The 16,754-nt window shown below is 42.2% G+C and carries 15 protein-coding genes, 1 pseudogene and 1 riboswitch; of the genes and pseudogenes, 7 read left to right on the forward strand and 9 right to left on the reverse strand.

The genetic code is table 11. The annotated features are described in order from the left end of the window. Positions 1–131: 131 nt before the first annotated feature. Positions 132–1,229 carry an AbrB family transcriptional regulator gene (locus tag ACQKNS_RS21605; RefSeq protein ID WP_427645311.1) on the reverse strand — a complete coding sequence of 366 codons (1,098 nt, stop codon included), beginning with the start codon at positions 1,227–1,229 and terminating at the stop codon, positions 132–134. A gap of 109 nt (positions 1,230–1,338) precedes the next feature. Here ACQKNS_RS21605 and ACQKNS_RS21610 point away from each other — a divergent pair, with 109 nt between their 5' ends. The 6 genes from ACQKNS_RS21610 (at position 1,339) to ACQKNS_RS21635 (ending at position 6,464) form a co-directional block, all read left to right on the forward strand. Beyond that, positions 1,339–1,467, forward strand: a complete 129-nt coding sequence (locus tag ACQKNS_RS21610; RefSeq protein WP_427645312.1) for a hypothetical protein — start codon at positions 1,339–1,341, stop codon at positions 1,465–1,467. 78 nt (positions 1,468–1,545) lie between these two features. Beyond that, on the forward strand, positions 1,546–2,553 hold the full coding sequence (gene mreBH, locus ACQKNS_RS21615) for a rod-share determining protein MreBH (RefSeq protein ID WP_427645313.1): 1,008 nt from the start codon (positions 1,546–1,548) through the stop codon (positions 2,551–2,553). Between the two features lie 258 nt (positions 2,554–2,811). Beyond that, positions 2,812–3,375, forward strand: coding sequence for a tyrosine-type recombinase/integrase (locus ACQKNS_RS21620; protein WP_427645314.1), 564 nt, complete (start codon positions 2,812–2,814; stop codon positions 3,373–3,375). Between the two features lie 52 nt (positions 3,376–3,427). Next, positions 3,428–3,925, forward strand: a complete 498-nt coding sequence (locus ACQKNS_RS21625) for a cation:proton antiporter regulatory subunit (RefSeq protein WP_076370883.1) — start codon at positions 3,428–3,430, stop codon at positions 3,923–3,925. A gap of 6 nt (positions 3,926–3,931) precedes the next feature. Continuing rightward, positions 3,932–5,158 carry a cation:proton antiporter gene (locus ACQKNS_RS21630; protein ID WP_427645315.1) on the forward strand — a complete coding sequence of 409 codons (1,227 nt, stop codon included), beginning with the start codon at positions 3,932–3,934 and terminating at the stop codon, positions 5,156–5,158. A 439-nt stretch (positions 5,159–5,597) separates the two neighbouring features. Continuing rightward, a complete protein-coding gene (locus ACQKNS_RS21635; protein ID WP_427645317.1) occupies positions 5,598–6,464 on the forward strand; it encodes a YihY/virulence factor BrkB family protein in 867 nt (288 codons plus the stop codon). 60 nt (positions 6,465–6,524) lie between these two features. On the opposite strand, the gene ACQKNS_RS21640 is transcribed toward ACQKNS_RS21635, so the two are convergent. The 4 genes and pseudogenes from ACQKNS_RS21640 to ribE all read right to left on the reverse strand — a co-directional run bounded on the left by ACQKNS_RS21640 (position 6,525) and on the right by ribE (position 9,810). Then, entirely contained in the window at positions 6,525–7,691 is a 1,167-nt protein-coding gene (locus ACQKNS_RS21640) for a DHH family phosphoesterase (protein ID WP_427645319.1), read from the reverse strand. A 272-nt stretch (positions 7,692–7,963) separates the two neighbouring features. Beyond that, positions 7,964–8,434 (reverse strand): 6,7-dimethyl-8-ribityllumazine synthase, encoded by a 471-nt coding sequence (ribH, locus tag ACQKNS_RS21645; protein WP_034305700.1) that lies wholly within the window; start codon positions 8,432–8,434, stop codon positions 7,964–7,966. An 80-nt stretch (positions 8,435–8,514) separates the two neighbouring features. Continuing rightward, positions 8,515–9,153 (reverse strand): annotated as a pseudogene (gene ribB, locus ACQKNS_RS21650) (3,4-dihydroxy-2-butanone-4-phosphate synthase); the annotation flags it as partial. An 18-nt stretch (positions 9,154–9,171) separates the two neighbouring features. Further along, the gene (gene ribE, locus ACQKNS_RS21655; RefSeq protein ID WP_427645320.1) at positions 9,172–9,810 is read right to left on the reverse strand and encodes a riboflavin synthase; all 639 of its coding nucleotides are present in this window, start codon (positions 9,808–9,810) and stop codon (positions 9,172–9,174) included. A 146-nt stretch (positions 9,811–9,956) separates the two neighbouring features. Beyond that, positions 9,957–10,087, reverse strand: a riboswitch (FMN riboswitch). A 203-nt stretch (positions 10,088–10,290) separates the two neighbouring features. Between ribE and ACQKNS_RS21660 the strand changes: the two genes are divergently transcribed. After that, on the forward strand, positions 10,291–11,022 hold the full coding sequence (locus ACQKNS_RS21660; RefSeq protein WP_427645322.1) for a TspO/MBR family protein: 732 nt from the start codon (positions 10,291–10,293) through the stop codon (positions 11,020–11,022). A 13-nt stretch (positions 11,023–11,035) separates the two neighbouring features. On the opposite strand, the gene megL is transcribed toward ACQKNS_RS21660, so the two are convergent. The 4 genes from megL to putP form a co-directional block, all read right to left on the reverse strand. Next, a complete protein-coding gene (gene megL, locus ACQKNS_RS21665) occupies positions 11,036–12,211 on the reverse strand; it encodes a methionine gamma-lyase (RefSeq protein ID WP_427645323.1) in 1,176 nt (391 codons plus the stop codon). Between the two features lie 351 nt (positions 12,212–12,562). Then, positions 12,563–13,699 carry a DEAD/DEAH box helicase gene (locus tag ACQKNS_RS21670; protein ID WP_427645324.1) on the reverse strand — a complete coding sequence of 379 codons (1,137 nt, stop codon included), beginning with the start codon at positions 13,697–13,699 and terminating at the stop codon, positions 12,563–12,565. 50 nt (positions 13,700–13,749) lie between these two features. Further along, on the reverse strand, positions 13,750–15,024 hold the full coding sequence (locus ACQKNS_RS21675) for an ATP-binding protein (RefSeq protein WP_427645325.1): 1,275 nt from the start codon (positions 15,022–15,024) through the stop codon (positions 13,750–13,752). 163 nt (positions 15,025–15,187) lie between these two features. Next, positions 15,188–16,657 carry a sodium/proline symporter PutP gene (putP, locus tag ACQKNS_RS21680; RefSeq protein ID WP_427645326.1) on the reverse strand — a complete coding sequence of 490 codons (1,470 nt, stop codon included), beginning with the start codon at positions 16,655–16,657 and terminating at the stop codon, positions 15,188–15,190. Between the last annotated feature and the right edge of the window lie 97 nt (positions 16,658–16,754).

Here is a 16,754-nt window from a genome sequence, read left to right on the forward strand (position 1 = left end):
AATATTCGCATTAACTCGGAATTTTGGCGGTTTACTCGCGAGTTTCAGCGGTTTATTCGTGAATCCCGCATAACGCCTGATTTGTTCTTTTCACTCTTCAGTACTTCCGAAAAGAAAAAGGACAAAGCCTTTCAGCTTTGTCCCTGTTCCTGTTTTCCCTGGCTTCTTCCGACCAGCCATTTTATGATGGGTGACAGGAAAAATAAAATGAATAGAATCCTGAATAAATGAAAGCTTGTTACAACGGATAAATCCACATGCACTGACATGGCTGTGACTGCCATTTCGGCGACGCCGCCTGGCGCCATGCTCAAAAATAATTCGTTCGCCTGTAAAGATAGGATCGGGGCAAACTGAATGGAAAGATAATAGCAAAATCCAATCAATAGGACATTACTGACGAATACGGCCCCGAACATCTTTCTGAAAAGTCGGGGATTATCAACCTTCAGTGTGTAGCCTAAATGAGCGCCGATCAACAATTGCGACAAGTTCAACCAAAAGTCAGGAATCTGCTGGGCACCTGGTCCTGCCAAATTGAATAGTGCTGCGGCCATGAGGGGTCCTAGCAAAAAAGGCAGCGGAAATTTCGCTTTCTTTGTGATGAAGATGAATAATAACAGGGTTATCAACATCATGATGGCTAATTTCCCATCATATTCAAATAAGAAAAAAGGTCGCTCCGTTACGGACGTTACCACACCTGATTCAACTGACATTACATGAGTCACGATCCAAGGAACAATGGATATCACCAGGATGACCCGCAGTGTTTGCATGAAACCTACAACCGTTTCATCACTATCCTTCATTTCCTCACTTAAGACGACCATCTGGGAAAGACCTCCCGGAAAACTGCCAAGCATGGATGTGCCCAAGGATAAGTTCATTCGTCTTCCGACAAACCAGCCAGTCAACACTGTAAATGAAATGATTGCGATTGTCGTAAAAAGCATTACAGGCAGATATTCGATCATCTCATTTAACGATTGTTTCGTGAATGAACTGCCCAGTTGCAAACCTAGAATGACCAATCCAGTACTTCTAAAGTTTTTAGACCAAAACAAATACTTCCTTAATTTCACTTTCGCGATCATCACGACAAATAATGGCCCAAGCATCCATGGCAGGTAAATTCCAAGGCTATCAAACGCATAACCACCCAGGAAGGCTAGAAAAGCTGTAAAGATGACTCTAAAACTCTTACTCTCGTATAAATTTGCACTCACAAAATTACCTTCTTTATCTAAGCGGATTTTCATCTTTATCTTAACATAAAATATACTGATTCAAAGCAGCCATCCACGCTTGTTTTCGACTGAGGCGAGGAGCGGCAGTGTGAAATATACTATAACACTGGACATTTTTGTCGTTATCCGCCCTCTTGCCATCGCCAATGCATTTTTATATTTCATCATGTTTTCGCTCTATGAAAAGAAACGGCATGGCAATTCCACCATTTACTAGATTTCCCACCCCCACAAACCCGCAATAAAAGGTAGAATGAGTATATAGGGGGTCAAACTCTTATGGAGGGGTGACTAAATGTTATCAAATACAGAAATAGGCATTGACTTAGGGACTGCAAATACGCTAGTTTACAGTAAAAATAAAGGAATCGTATTTAATGAGCCATCTGTGGTGGCCATTGATATAGAGACTAATAAAGTATTGGCAGTCGGTGTGGATGCAAAAAACATGATCGGGAAAACTCCCGGAAATATCGTGGCAATCCGTCCGCTTAAGGATGGTGTCATTGCGGATTTTAATGTAACCGCGCAAATGCTTCGGGAAATCATGAAAAAAGCAAGTAAGGCCCTAGGTTTATCGATTCGCAAACCTAGTGTAGTGGTCTGTACACCATCAGGTTCCACATCAGTTGAGAGAAGGGCCATTCAGGATGCAGTTAAAAGCTGCGGAGCGAAACAGGTCCACCTTATCGAGGAACCAGTAGCAGCAGCAATAGGTGCAGGCCTGCCTGTCGAAGAGCCCGTTGCCAATGTCATCGTTGATATCGGCGGCGGAACGACTGAGGTCGCAATCATCTCTTATGGCGGCGTCGTTTCTTGCAATTCAATCAGAATTGGCGGAGATCAATTGGATGAAGATATCAGCCAATATGTCAGGAAAAAACATAATGTGCTGATTGGTGAAAGAACAGCCGAGGAAATAAAAAAAGAAATCGGCTACGCACTTGTTGAACATTCCGTGATCAGCATGGAAGTCAGGGGCCGCGATCTTGTAACGGGTCTCCCGAAGCCGATTACAATATCATCCACTGACGTCCAGGAAGCCATTCAGGAATCGCTTCTTCATATACTGGAAGCAATCAGGGCCACTTTGGAAGATTGTCCTCCTGAATTGAGCGGGGATATCGTCGATCAAGGTGTCATCTTATCCGGCGGGGGTGCACTTCTCAACGGGATACAAGATTGGCTGACGAATGAAATTGTCGTCCCAGTCCAACTTGCAGATAACCCGCTTGAATCAGTTGCCATCGGAACCGGGCTTTCACTTGAAGTCATTCACAAACTACAAAAAGCCGTGTACTAAAAAGATGAGGAAACCCCAACTTGGGGTTTCTTTTTTTTTCATTCCAGGCTGATATTCCCGTTGATGCAAACAGCATTCTCCACATAATTATCTGAAATAATTTACCTCGGTTGAGCAGAGAATAAGGAAAATGATTTTTTACGTTCGACAGCATGCATTACTGTTTGGATAGAAATCCCCTACAGGACTAAATGCATGCAATGTTACATAACTTGTGTTATAATATAATTATGTTACATTAGCAAGAGGAGAAGATTTATGGAATATGTAGAAGCCTTTAAGGATATCAATCAAATCAGCAAAATAAAAACATACCTGCGCGCTCACTCCAGTCGGGATTATTTATTGTTTGTACTCGGCATCAATACAGGTATGAAGATAAATGAAATGCTTGAAATCACCGTGGCCAGCGTTCTGGATGAAACAGGAAAAATCAAGGAGTTCTATGAACAACGGACGGAAAATGACGAAGTCAATCTCATTTATTTGAACTTGAAAGTCCGTACCGCGTTACAAGAATACCTTAAAGGCTCTAAGGTTATCGAAGGTCAATTTTTATTTCTTTCCCCTAAGACAAAAAAGCCGATAACACGTCAGCAGGCGCACCGAATCATCCATGATGCTGTGGAAGGTGCAGGGCTGACAGGCAAATTCGGAGCAAGTTCGATGCGTAAAACTTTTGGCTACCATGCCTATAAACAAGGAGTTTCACTGGCCTTGATACAGAAGCATTACCATCATTCCAGTCCATCGGAGACATTAAAATACATCGGCATATCCAAGGAGAAGAAATTCAAGACGAATATTGACGTTAACTTATGAACATCCTGCTATCTTCCATTAACTTCAACCAACATTTTAAGGAGGAATTCCAGTGAGAATTAGAGAAAGCGAACTTCCTGGTATTGGCCAAAAATTCGAAATCATAACCAGAAATGATGAAAAGTTAGTAATCGTCATTCACGATGACGGCCGTCGGGAATTATACCATTTTGATAATGAACATGAGGACGTCATATCGAGCATCACCCTTAACGATCAGGAATCCCGGCAAATGGCCTCCATCATTGGCGGCATGGTTTATAAACCACAAGCACTTGAAACAATTGAAATGTCATTGGGTGACTTGGTGATTGAATGGTTCAAAGTCGAACCAGGTTCAAAAGCAATCAATCAAACGATCGGTTCGATTGATATCAGGAGCAATTATAACGTGACCGTCATCGCCCATTCTAAAAAAGGAAAAAAACAAATGAATAATCCTGGTCCTGACTCCATCATCGAAACAGGCGACACTCTTGTGATATCCGGTGAAAGAAAAGATATCCGTAACCTGACAAGAGAGTTATTGACCGACGAAAGGAGTGACTAAGCTCATATGGACCATTTAGTCTTTGAAGTGGGTACTGCCCTACTTCTAGTGGCATTAGCCGCTCTCGTAGCAGGTAAATTCAAAATATCAAATGTTCCACTATTAATTATCATCGGGATGCTCGTTGGCCCCCATGCCCCGCACTTTGGATTAATTGACTTGCGCTTCATTGAAAGTGATGAAATCATTGCATTCCTCGGCCGTGTCGGTATTTTATTCCTTCTGTTTTACCTAGGGCTTGAATTTTCCGTTAAAAAGCTCATGAAGTCCGGGAAAAATATCGTGACAGGCGGAACCTACTATATTTTAATCAACGTGGGAATGGCCTTGCTGTATGGTTTCCTGCTCGGCCTTCCATTGAAAGAGGTTCTGATATTAACCGGGATCATCAGTTTTTCTTCAAGTGCCATTGTGGCTAAGGTACTTGTGGACCTTAAAAGGACCGGTAACAATGAAACGGAGCTAATCCTTGGCATCATCATGTTTGAAGATATCTTCCTCGCCGTTTATTTATCAGTCGTTTCCGGATTGGTATTAAGCTCTTCTGGTTCCGTTTGGGGAACATTACTTTCTACATTTATCGCGATTGGGTATATGCTGATATTTTTCGTTATCGCCAGGAAAGCATCTGGGGTCCTTAACAAATTATTCAATATAACCTCCGATGAGATTTTTATCATCGTCGTGTTCGCGTTACTATTCTTCATTGCCGGTTTCTCGGAAACGATTCATGTTGCGGAAGCCATCGGTGCATTACTGCTCGGCCTAGTCTTTTCTGAAACGGAACATAGCGACAGGATTGAGAAACTTGTCATTCCCTTTAGAGACTTCTTCGGGGCCATATTCTTCTTCAGCTTTGGCTTGAGTATCGATCCGACGACCCTTGGGGGAGCAGTCTGGATGGTTCTTGGAGCAGTCATCATCACCATAATCGGTAACTTTGCAGCTGGTATGATCGCCGGACGCAAATCCGGTTTATCTCACAGAGCTTCCGCAAACATCGGTTTAACGATCGTTTCACGCGGCGAATTCTCCATCATTTTAGCCAACTTAGGCATTGCAGGCGGTTTAATGCCTATACTAACCCCGTTTGCGGCACTTTATGTTTTAACCTTAGCGATTCTTGGGCCAATCCTTACAAAAGAATCCAAACACATCTATAATATCCTAAATAAAGTATTCAAATGGTCCCCTCCGAAGGTTCAAAAGGAACAGGGAAAAGAAGTGCAATAGAGAAAAAAGGCCAGACATTGCTGTCTGCCCTTTTTTTCTGTTTACCTATCATAATTATTAACCTTTTATAAAGAAGGCATAAAATCATTACTAGTCGTATTGGACCTTATTATTCATAGACTTGAAGTATCAACTCCTTTTTATCTTGCAAAGCCTTCCAATAAAAAGAGTATCGAAAAATATAGGCTAAGGTTGATCATAATCGGCTTGCCATTTCTTCAGCTCTCCATCATTCTGATATTGTAATTTACTGGAGCATTTAAAACTGATTTGACTCGCCTCCAAATTGGTTTTTGGTTTTTATGAGGTTATTTTATTAGCCCATCCCCCTACAAGCCCGCGATTAGAACTTTCACTTTCTTTTCTTTTGAGGATTAACTTACATGACCAGAGGGAAAAGAAGAGATAACCTAAGTAACTATTCAGGAGTGATGCCCAGATGAATAAGTCGATAAAATTTTCAAAGAAACTGATTAAAGAAATAAAGGAAGATCGTGTAACCGGGCTGGCGGCAGAACAAGCTTATTACTATTTACTGGCACTGTTCCCTTTGCTCATTTTACTTCTGTCCATATTACCTTACCTGAACATCGATACTCAGACAGCCCTTGATACGATAAAAACCTTCATGCCTGCGGAAACGATGGAAGTCGTTGAGAAAAATATCGTCAACATATTATCTGAACGGAACGGCGGCTTACTGACTTTTGGTTTCCTCGGTACCATTTGGTCGGCTTCCAACGGAATGAATGCGTTCATCCATTCCATGAATATTGCCTATGATGTAGAGGAAACAAGGAATTTCATCAAAGCTCGCTTCATTTCCATTTTATTGACATTAGGCCTGGTTGTAGCATTCATCGTCATGTTGGGTCTCCCCGTCTTTGGAAAAGTGATCATCGATTTATTACAGCAAGTCATTCCGATCCCTGAAGAAACGCAAATATTATTCAGCTTATTACGGTGGGTTATCGCGGTTGTGGTCATCTCACTTGTCTTGGCCTTTTTATATCGCTTTGCACCGAATAAAAGTTTTCCCATTAAACATGTCATCCCAGGGGCAGTGACCGCAACTGTGCTTTGGCTGGGAATATCACTAGGATTTTCATTCTATGTCAGTAACTTTGCCAACTACTCTTCCACTTACGGCAGTTTAGGAGGCGTGATCATCTTGATGCTATGGCTGTATTTGAGTGGTCTGATTTTTGTGATTGGGGGAGAAATCAATGCAATTCTCCATCGCCAAAATTCCATTCCGAAAAAACAGTCCCGTACAATCGTTCATCCTGTCCCGCTTAAAAGGTAAAACATGAATGACAACGGAACATTGAAAAGCGGCTGTCCATTCGGACAGCCGCTTTCCTATTCATCCCTTATTGATAAATTCTTCATATCTTTCATCATGCGCCAGCCATGCAGCGTATTTCCGCTTCATGTATTTTTCCGCTTCCGCAAATGTATCGAATACTTTTTTCTGTTGTTTTCCGTTGATTTCAACAATCCATTCCTCTTCTTCATCTTCATAGATGAATATGTCCTGTTTGTCTCTCGTTGAATATAGGCAACCCTCTGGGGACTCTTTCACATTCAATTGATTCTTATGTGCGTCTCGTTTCAGTGGCTCAGCATGGAAGGTCTTTTCGACATATTGGCTATATGCCTTTTCAGACATGGTGCAACCGGCGGCTTTTTGGTGACCGCCCCCATCGTACTTGCCGGCAACCTCAGAAACATCTATATCATCATGGATTGTCCGGAAGCTGATCCTTTTACTTCCTACCATCAGGATGGCTATATAATCCAGATGCGAGAACTCTTTCGACAGTTCATTACCCAATTCCGAGTGGTATGACTCTGCATGGACCACACCAGCTGTATGGGGACCAACCGTAGCCTGATATACTTCTCTTTTTTTTCTGTTTATGTACCGCTCTACTCGACTCTCTTCAACATTCAGAAGAGTTTGCTCCACTTCGTCAAAAGTAAAACTTTCAGCCGTGGACAGCTTATTTGCGATTTTCATTTCGAATTCCTCTATCGGAATCATGAAAAACAGGTCATTCAATCGTTTTGCCGTTGTATTTTTATTGACTTCCCATTCCCAGGTATCGTATTGACGAACCAATTCAACGAATTCAGCGACAATGCCTGAAGGTTCCAGCAGATTATTTTCAACTGCATACTGATAGAATAATGATGTCGCTGCCGTCTGTTTACCATCTTCCTGTTCGACAGTTACAGATGCCCAATCATGTTCATTCAAATGCAGTGCTGACTTATGATGATCAATCAGCAGTGCCTTGCCTCCATCTTCCACAAACTGAGTAATCATTTTTTCGTTATCTTCATCAACCGATAGATCGGTAACGATCAAAGTATCTTCAATCTTGGCCTGCTCAAGAAATGCTCCTACATTCTGATTGAGGCGGCCAATCGAATTATAACTAACCACTACTTCTTCTCCGAATGCCAGCTTAGCTACAATGCCGCAGCCGACTCCATCTAAATCATTATGTGTAAAGAGATGGTACACACAAACCCCTCCTAATAACTAATAAAATTACTTTTCCCTAAAGTCATGAATTTCAATTGCAATCTTTACAATTGTAGCACAATCATATCCGCATATTTTATCATGCTTCCATTACGTGATGCTTTTGTCCGTTTTTTTTTTGAATTACCTAACATTTCATTATTTCCCATGATTTATTACTGAAACCGCACATTCTTTGAAATCGGGGCATTTCCAATCCAACAATAAAAAAGCCGCAGGAATGTTATTCCCTGCGGCTTCCTTATGTGAAATCACTGTTCTATTAATTTTCCAAGGTTGGCCATTTCAATCGCACTAACTGCTGCTTCATAGCCTTTGTTACCTGATTTTGTCCCTGCACGTTCAATGGCTTGTTCAATATTCTCAGTTGTCAGTAAACCGAAGATAACCGGTACACCTGTTTCCAAAGAAACGGAAGCCATGCCTTTAGCTGCTTCATTGCAGACATAATCATAATGTGAAGTGGCACCCCTGATGACCGTTCCTAGACCGATTACAGCATCATATTTACCTGTATTCACAAGTTTCTTAGCAATTAACGGAAGTTCAAAAGCACCCGGAACCCATGCGATGTCAACATCATTCTCATCAACGCCATGACGCTTAAGGCCATCCATTGCCCCTCCTAAAAGCTTGCTTGTGATAAACTCATTGAATCTTCCTACCACGATACCGACTTTCAATCCTGATCCGATTAATTGTGCTTCAATAGTTTTCCCCATGTCTAATTCCTCCTAATTTTAAAAAACAATATCATTTTTTCCACGTTAAGATTTAATTCCTAAATAATGCTTCAAGCTTTCGGGATGTTCAGTTCAAGTTCCTGTTTCCCAATTGAATCATTTTGTTCAAGATACCGAATCAAATCGGCTATCGTAATGAATTTCAGGTTAAATTTATCAGCGATGACTTCTAAATCGGTTACTCGGGCCATCGACCCATCTTCATTCATGATTTCACAAATGACACCAGCTGGAGCGGCACCGCATAACTTCGCCAAATCCACCGATGCCTCCGTATGGCCTGCCCTTCTCAATACGCCGCCTTCTTTAGCGACTATCGGAAAAGTGTGACCAGGCCTTTGGAAATCTTCAGCTACAGAATCTTCATTAAGAAGTTCAAGGATGGTCAAGGACCGTTCAAAAGCACTGATTCCTGTAGAGGTGCTTTTATGATCGACACTTACCGTAAAAGCAGTGCCATGATGATCGGTATTTTCACCTACCATAGGATGCAGTTTCAATTTCGCGGCGAGTTCTTCAGTGATGGTTGTACAAATTAAACCACGCCCATGGGTCGCCATGAAATTAATCGCTTCCGGTGTCGCCTTTTCGGCCAGCACTACAAAATCCCCTTCATTTTCACGGTCTTCATCATCGGATACGATTACTACCTTGCCAGCCTTCAAATCTTCTATTGCTTCTTCTATTGTATGGAACATCATTACACCGCCCCTTTATTAGAATCCATGCTCTGCCAAAAACTCTAAATTCAGTCCTGGTTTTGGATTGCCATTTTTCATTTGATGTATTATATATTTCCCTATCATGTCGTTTTCAATGTTAACGATATCGCCAGCCGCTTTTTGTCCCAATATGGTGTCCTGATGAGTCAATGGAATCAGTGATACAGTCAAAAGGTTCCTTTCGATCCCAAATATCGTCAAGCTCGTTCCATCAATGGCCACGGAACCTTTTGGAATGCAGAAGTTACTAAGCCCTTCTTCCAATTGGATTACATAATATACGGCATTTTCTTTCCGTTCTTTTTTAATGATCGTTCCGGTTCCGTCGATATGACCTGAAACAAAATGACCGCCAAACCTTCCTTGTGCACTCATTGCTCGTTCGAGATTAACAGGTGATCCCAATTTTAACGTCCGGATCGAGGAAGCTTTGACCGTTTCCGGCATAACGTCGACCGTAAACAAACTTTTCGTGAAGGATGTTACCGTTAAGCAGACCCCGTTGACTGAAATGCTATCCCCAAGATGCACATCTTCAAGGATTTTTTCAGAACGGATCGATAACTCCATACTGCTCTTTCCTTTTTTCAAGGAATGTACGGTACCGATATCCTCAATGATTCCCGTAAACATGCTTTTCCCCCTTTTATAAAATATAAAAAACCCCTTAGGATGGCCTAAGGAGTTAGCAGGAGAAATGAGTGAAAAAAATTGTATACCTAAAAAGCCTAACGTTTTCATTTTCGAAAAATTAGGCGTACGTATACACTTGGGTTCCACACGTCCTTCTCCCATCCAGACTGTACTGTCGGCTTTGGAATCTCACCAAATCCTGCCTTTATCAGGCTCGCGGGCTTAGAATTTCTTCATCACCGCCGGTTGGGATTTTCACCCGACCCCGAAGGACTAAAATAATATGAATCTTTGAATATTTTATCACCATAAAGTGAAGATGTAAAATTTCTAACCTTAAATGGTTCAATTGTTACAGGAAATTCCTCTCTTTATGGAAAAATGCCCCCCAAGCAACCCCGATGTGCTCCTAAAGGTTAATCAGGCTAAATATGTGGAATAAGGGTAGAAAGATCATAATTCATACAAGGAGGTTGCCCATTGATTTTTTCCATCATTAATTTGATTCTCTATCTATTCGTCGTCACGATGAATTTTTTAGCCAATTATCTGCCATTGAACGGCCAAACATCAGGAGAGATTTCCGATAAACTGGATGTCCATTTCACTCCTGCCGGTTATGTATTTTCCATATGGGGCTTGATCTATTTCCTGCTCGCCATCTGGGTATTCAGGCAGTTCTTAAGTAAACATCAAAACAGCCCTGCTTATAAGGCATCCTTCCCTTGGTTCGCTTTAAGCTGTGTCCTGAATGGCGCTTGGCTTTTGGCCTGGCACTATGAACGCTTTTTATTATCCGTATTCATTATCATTGCCCTGCTGACTATTTTAATGGTCATTTATACAAGAGTAAAAAAAGTGGAGCATGATGCTTTCGACCTATTTCCGTTTTCCGTTTATACAGGATGGGTAAGTGTTGCAACAATAGCTGACATTTCTTATTACCTCACCTATATTAAATGGGACGGTTTTGGGGTTTCCAGTATAATCTGGACGATCGTCCTGCTGATTGCAGCAATAGCCTTGGCCTTTGTCTTTGCAGGTAAAAACCGGGATTGGTGCTATCCTCTCGTATTCGTTTGGGCATTCATGGGCATCGGGATACGAAATAGCGACGCCTATCCGTTAATCACGGACATTTCTTTTATCCTGGCTGCCATCACTTTTATCGTATCCATCACCATCTTCATTAAAAATAAGAGGAACAAATGAGGGATATGGTACATTAAAATGCTTGCTGAAGATCTTGCCAGATATCCTCCCACGCCTCAAGGCCGACTGAGAGACGGACAAGCTGGTCACTGATGCCCATTTGCTCCCGTGAATCTTCAGGAACGGCAGAGTGCGTCATCGTAGCAGGATGCTGGATCAATGTTTCGGCATCCCCTAGACTTACGGCTATTTTGATAAGTTTCAATTTATCGAGGAATTCCTGTGCATCCTGTTTTGTGCCATGCAGTTCGAAAGAGATAAGTCCGCCGCCATGTTTCATTTGTTTTTGCATAATATAATAATCCGTTGAAGCTTCATCACCTGGATAATATACCTTTTTCACCTTTGGATGTTTCTTAAGTTCTTGAAAAATTGCCATTGCGTTGGCCGAATGACGGTCCATCCTGACAGGCAAGGTCTTTAGCCCCCGTAATAGTAACCAGGCATCGAATGGTGAAATGATTCCACCGATATCCTTCTGTGTAGTCCCGGCTACCTGGTTCATGAATTCCTTCTTACCGACGACAAGGCCTGCAACGACATCACCATGCCCGCAAAGATATTTCGTAGCGCTATGAAGGACGATATCACAGCCATATTCGAGCGGTCTCTGTAGGTAGGGAGTCGAGAATGTATTATCGACCACGACCGTCACATTATATTCCTTCGCAACTCTCACCACCATCTGTAAATCAATCATTTTCATCGTCGGATTTATAGGGGTTTCTACATATATGCAGGTCGTTTCCGGCCGGATCATTTTCCTTACCTGTTCTTCTGAATCCATTTCACAAAAATCATGTGTGATGCGGTATTTATTTTTCATTAGCTGCAGTAGGCCAAATGTACAACCATATAGCCCTTGTGAGCACAGGATGTGGTCATCTGTTTTTGTTAACGCAAAAAGCACTGCTGAAACGGCAGCCATGCCTGAACCGAAAGCCAGGCCAGCTTCCCCGCCTTCCAAAGCGGCAATCTTTTCTTCAAGCACTTGTACTGTTGGATTTCCTAGGCGAGAATAAATATATCCATCTTCCATACCGGCAAAACGCTTTTCACCTTGCTCGGCATTTTCGAAAGTGAATGTTGAGGTTTGGAATAAGGGTGTTGCCAAGCTTCCTAAATGTTTCTTCGAGTCATATCCTTCATGGATGACTGCCGTTTCAAACTTATTATACTTTCCTGTCATACCGTCTCCTCCTAACCTATGTCTATTGCTATCATATGTCAAAAAACCATATAAAGGAAGCGTTTTCATTCATGATCATCCCCCATTAATGAACTCCTGAATTTAGGCTTTTTTCACAATCGATAGCATCCAATGCTTTGCAGGGATATTATCATTTTTTTGGTGGCTGGGCAGCCAGCGTTCCATTTGATTCAACGGGCACTTTCCTATTTCTACTGGGAATCCCGCCATATTCAGAAAAGTGAAAACGGCATGTAGTGGGATTCCGCACAATGAGCAAATTTTTAAGTTTAATTCTTAACGGGCATTTGCAAAAAAAGAGACAGCCGCCTGGCCGTCCCTTTTTCCGTATCATTCATCGACTACAATGTTTCCACCATAGAAGGTCACTCTCGTTAATGGAATCTCCAGTTCACGGGCCATTTTTTTCAACTCTCGCTCTTCTCTTTCCGTTACGATTGAAATGACAGTGCCATCAGCACCTGCTCGCCCAGTTCTCCCAGATCTATGGATATATTGTTCGATGTTGTCAGCCATATCGATATGAACGACCGCAGTAAGACCTTTAATATCAAGCCCCCTTGCCGCTACATCCGTTGCTATCAGCATCGGGGATTTTCCGGAACGAAGCTTGCGCAACGCTTTCTCCCTGTCGACTTTGTTGGATTCACCGTGAAGTACGCCCATTTCAATACCTTTATAACTCAGCTTTTCATGCAGGACGCTCAGCTCTGCTATATCATTCAGGAAGGCAAGGGCCTTCACATCTTTAATTCTTGTGATTTTCTCGAGAATCTTGGACTTTTCCCGTCTCTCAACAACAAAGTAAAGATGGTCCACCTTTGATTCCATTTTTTCATGCTTATCGACCTTGATCATTTCGGGTTCATTCATGAATCCCCTGGCGGCTTTTTCCGTTTCCTCCGGCAAGGTTGCTGAAAATACCATGATTTGCCGGTCTTTTAGCGTTGTTTTGATAATATTATTGATCGTTCCCATATGCTCTGGAGTGATCAATTGGTCACCTTCATCAAGTACTATCGTCTTTACTTCATGCATCTTCAATTTCTTTTGGGCAATCAATTCATAAATCCGCCCTGGTGTTCCAGCAATCACCTGGGGACGCTTCTTCAGTTTGTCCAACTGCCTTTTCACATTAGCACCGCCGATGAATGCTGCACCCGTAATGCCGCTTCCCTCTGACCAAATGCGGACCTCTTCATTGATTTGCATGACCAGTTCTCGTGATGATGCCAAAATCAATGCTTGGGGCGATTTCTTTTCAGGATCTATCTTTTCCAGCAATGGCAGTAAATACGCTAATGTTTTTCCGGTACCCGTCGGTGATTCGGCCATGATGTCTTTTCCCTCGACAATCACCGGAATCGCTTTCGTTTGAATCGGGGTAAGTTGTCCGAATCCAGACTTTTTCCAGACCTCTTGTATATATGGTTTTCTATCGTTCACTAATTCAGGTAATTCGCTCATATCGTTCTCCTTTAATATATAACTTTTCCTATCTTTCATAGTACCATTTATTATTGTCCAGTAGCCAACGGAATACGAATTGTAACCGTCGTCCCTTTGTTTATCTCACTTTCAAAATGCATTTCCCCTTGAAGTCGATGAACGATTTTCCGGCAAATCGCGAGTCCGATCCCTGTGCCCTTTTCCTTCGTCGAATAAAAAGGTTCACCAATCCGTTCTAGGCGCTCGGGCACCATCCCCATGCCATTATCACTCACGCTGACTACAGCTTGTCCATCGATGATTTTCAGCGATATATCAATTTTCCCATTATCCTCAATCGCTTCAATGCTGTTCTTGACGATATTGATTATCAACTGTTTAATTTCAATTGGGTCAGCCATAATATAAATCGGTTCGGCGGTTTTAACCCTTAACCCCATTTCGATATTATTTAGATTCGTTTCCGCTTTCATCAGCGTGAATACCTGTTGTAAACTGTCGGCAAGATCGAGCCTGCGGAATGCTACATCCTGTTTCTTCCCAAGAATCAAAAGTTCACTTGAGATAATATTAATCCGGTCAATTTCCTTCAACATGATATCAGAATGCAGCGGGTTTACCTCCTGCGTCATATCCATTAACTGTACGAACCCTTTTAACGATGTCAGCGGATTCCTTATCTCATGTGCAACCGCTGCAGCCAGATGTCCGATTACAGATAGCTTTTCAGACATGATCATCAATTCCTCTTCGCGCCGCAATTCAGTAATATCCCTAACGATTGCATATACTCCAAGCATTTCCGCGTGAACGATGATCGGTAAAAAGGTTACACGGATTATGCGTTCTTCATCATTGCCATCCTGAATGGTCGTTTCGAATTTTACAGCCTCCCCTTGAAGGGACTGTTTAAAAAATACCGATACTTTATCACTTTCATTCCAGTTAAGGAGATGATTCGCATTCTTGCCTTTCAATTTGTCACTGTTATGACCTAATAGTTTTTCAGCTTCAGGGTTTATCGCAACGACATTTCCCCCGAGATCCAGTTCAAGCACACAATCCGGGTTATGCTTGAACAGCGACCGATACTGTTCATCCTTCAGAATGAATTCCTGCTGGGACCTCAACATTTTCCCCGTCCAATACCTGATAATGAAGTAAAGGACGAGCCCGGTGATGAAAATGAACATCCACCCTTTGGAATGTTGAAACATTGCATATATCTGAACATCTGCCCTTGCCTGTGTCATAGAGACGTAATCCGTAACGATAATCCACAGGACCCCAATGAATATATAGATAAAAGCCACTTTACATGCAATTTTATGAGATTGGTTCATATTTTTTCCTTTGTATTGTTTTTTGGTTTATTATTCCCAAATCACTCAAAAAAAGCCCTCATGTTTTCAACATAAGGACTCTAGGATATTGTACCATATATATTACATTCATTGTTTTATATCGCTAAAAAATCCAGCACCATTTTACCTTGACCTTAAATGCTCAAGAAAGGTTTTTAATGGCTTGATTGAATTCTTCTTCTATACCTTTTGTAGGCTTTGCCGATAATAAACTGAAAACGACTACCGCTATTGAACCAGCGATGAAACCAGGAATGATTTCGTATACTTCAGCGAACTGATCGATCATATCCCAGACGATCACGGTTGCCGTACCGACAATCATTCCCGCCAGGGCTCCCCATTTCGTCATCCGTTTCCAGTACAGGCTTAACAGAATGACAGGACCGAAGGCCGCTCCAAAACCAGCCCATGCATACCCCACCAATTTAAGGATCGTACCGCTGGGATTAAAAGCCAATATTAGGGCAATGGCAGATATCGCCAATACACCAAACCGGCCTACGAGCACTAATTCCTTATCAGATGCATTCGGCCGAATGAACTGCTTATAGAAATCATCGGTCAGAGCACTTGCCGATACCAGCAGCTGTGATGCAATCGTACTCATGACTGCTGCTAAAATAGCAGCCAGCAAGAAGCCTGTAATTAAAGAAGGAAACAGCTCTTTAGATAAAATGATGAAGACGGATTCAGCATTTTTTTCCCCTAAAGGAATGTTTGTCAGGTTAAAATAAGCGATCCCCACCAATCCGGTAAACATTGCTCCGACGATAGCAAAAATCATCCAGCCCATACCGATTCGGCGTGCACTTTTCAATTCTTTAACAGATGAAACCGCCATGAATCGAACGATAATATGAGGCTGCCCGAAATAACCAAGCCCCCATGCCAAAAGAGATATGATTCCAATCGTTGATGTCCCCTCAAAAGCATGCAATAAGTTCGGGTTGATCGATCTTATTTCATTGAAGGTAGGATCCCAGCCACCAATATTTACAATCGTGACAACTGGTACTAGAATTAAGGCAATGAACATAATTGTTCCTTGTACGAAGTCGGTCCAGCTAACAGCCAGGAATCCGCCAAATAATGTATAAAGAATAACAACGCTCGCCGTCAGCCAGATGCCCCACCGATAATCCATATTGAAAGCTGAGCGGAAAAGCTCACCGCCTGCTACCATGCCTGATGATGTGTAAAAGGTGAAGAAAATTAAAATGACCGATGCTGATACCACTTTTAAAACCCTGGAGCTGTCTTTAAACCGATTCCCCAAAAAGTCGGGAATCGTAATCGAATTGCCGGCCAATTCCGTGTATGTCCGAAGTCTCGGTGCCACGAATAACCAGTTTAAATAAGACCCTGCACAAAGGCCGACGACAATCCAGCCAGCACTTAACCCGCTTATGTACATAGCACCTGGAAGACCCATCAACAGCCAGCCGCTCATATCGGAAGCTCCTGCACTCAATGCAGTAACAGCCGGGCCCAGGTTCCGGCCGCCAAGCATGTAATCGGTTAAATCGGCCGTTTTCCGATAGGCAAAATAACCAATTAACAGCATGCCTGCCATGTATATCCCTATTGATATTATAATTCCATAATCCAAAAATGAATCCTCCTATTTATAGGTTAATTTTCATCTTGTAAGCTTATCAGAAAAAAAAACATATGTTAAGAAGTTCTTGCACCTTTCAACGATTTCA

The organism is Peribacillus sp. NPDC094092 (genome assembly GCF_050279365.1).
Taxonomy (GTDB): Bacteria; Bacillota; Bacilli; order Bacillales; family DSM-1321; genus Peribacillus.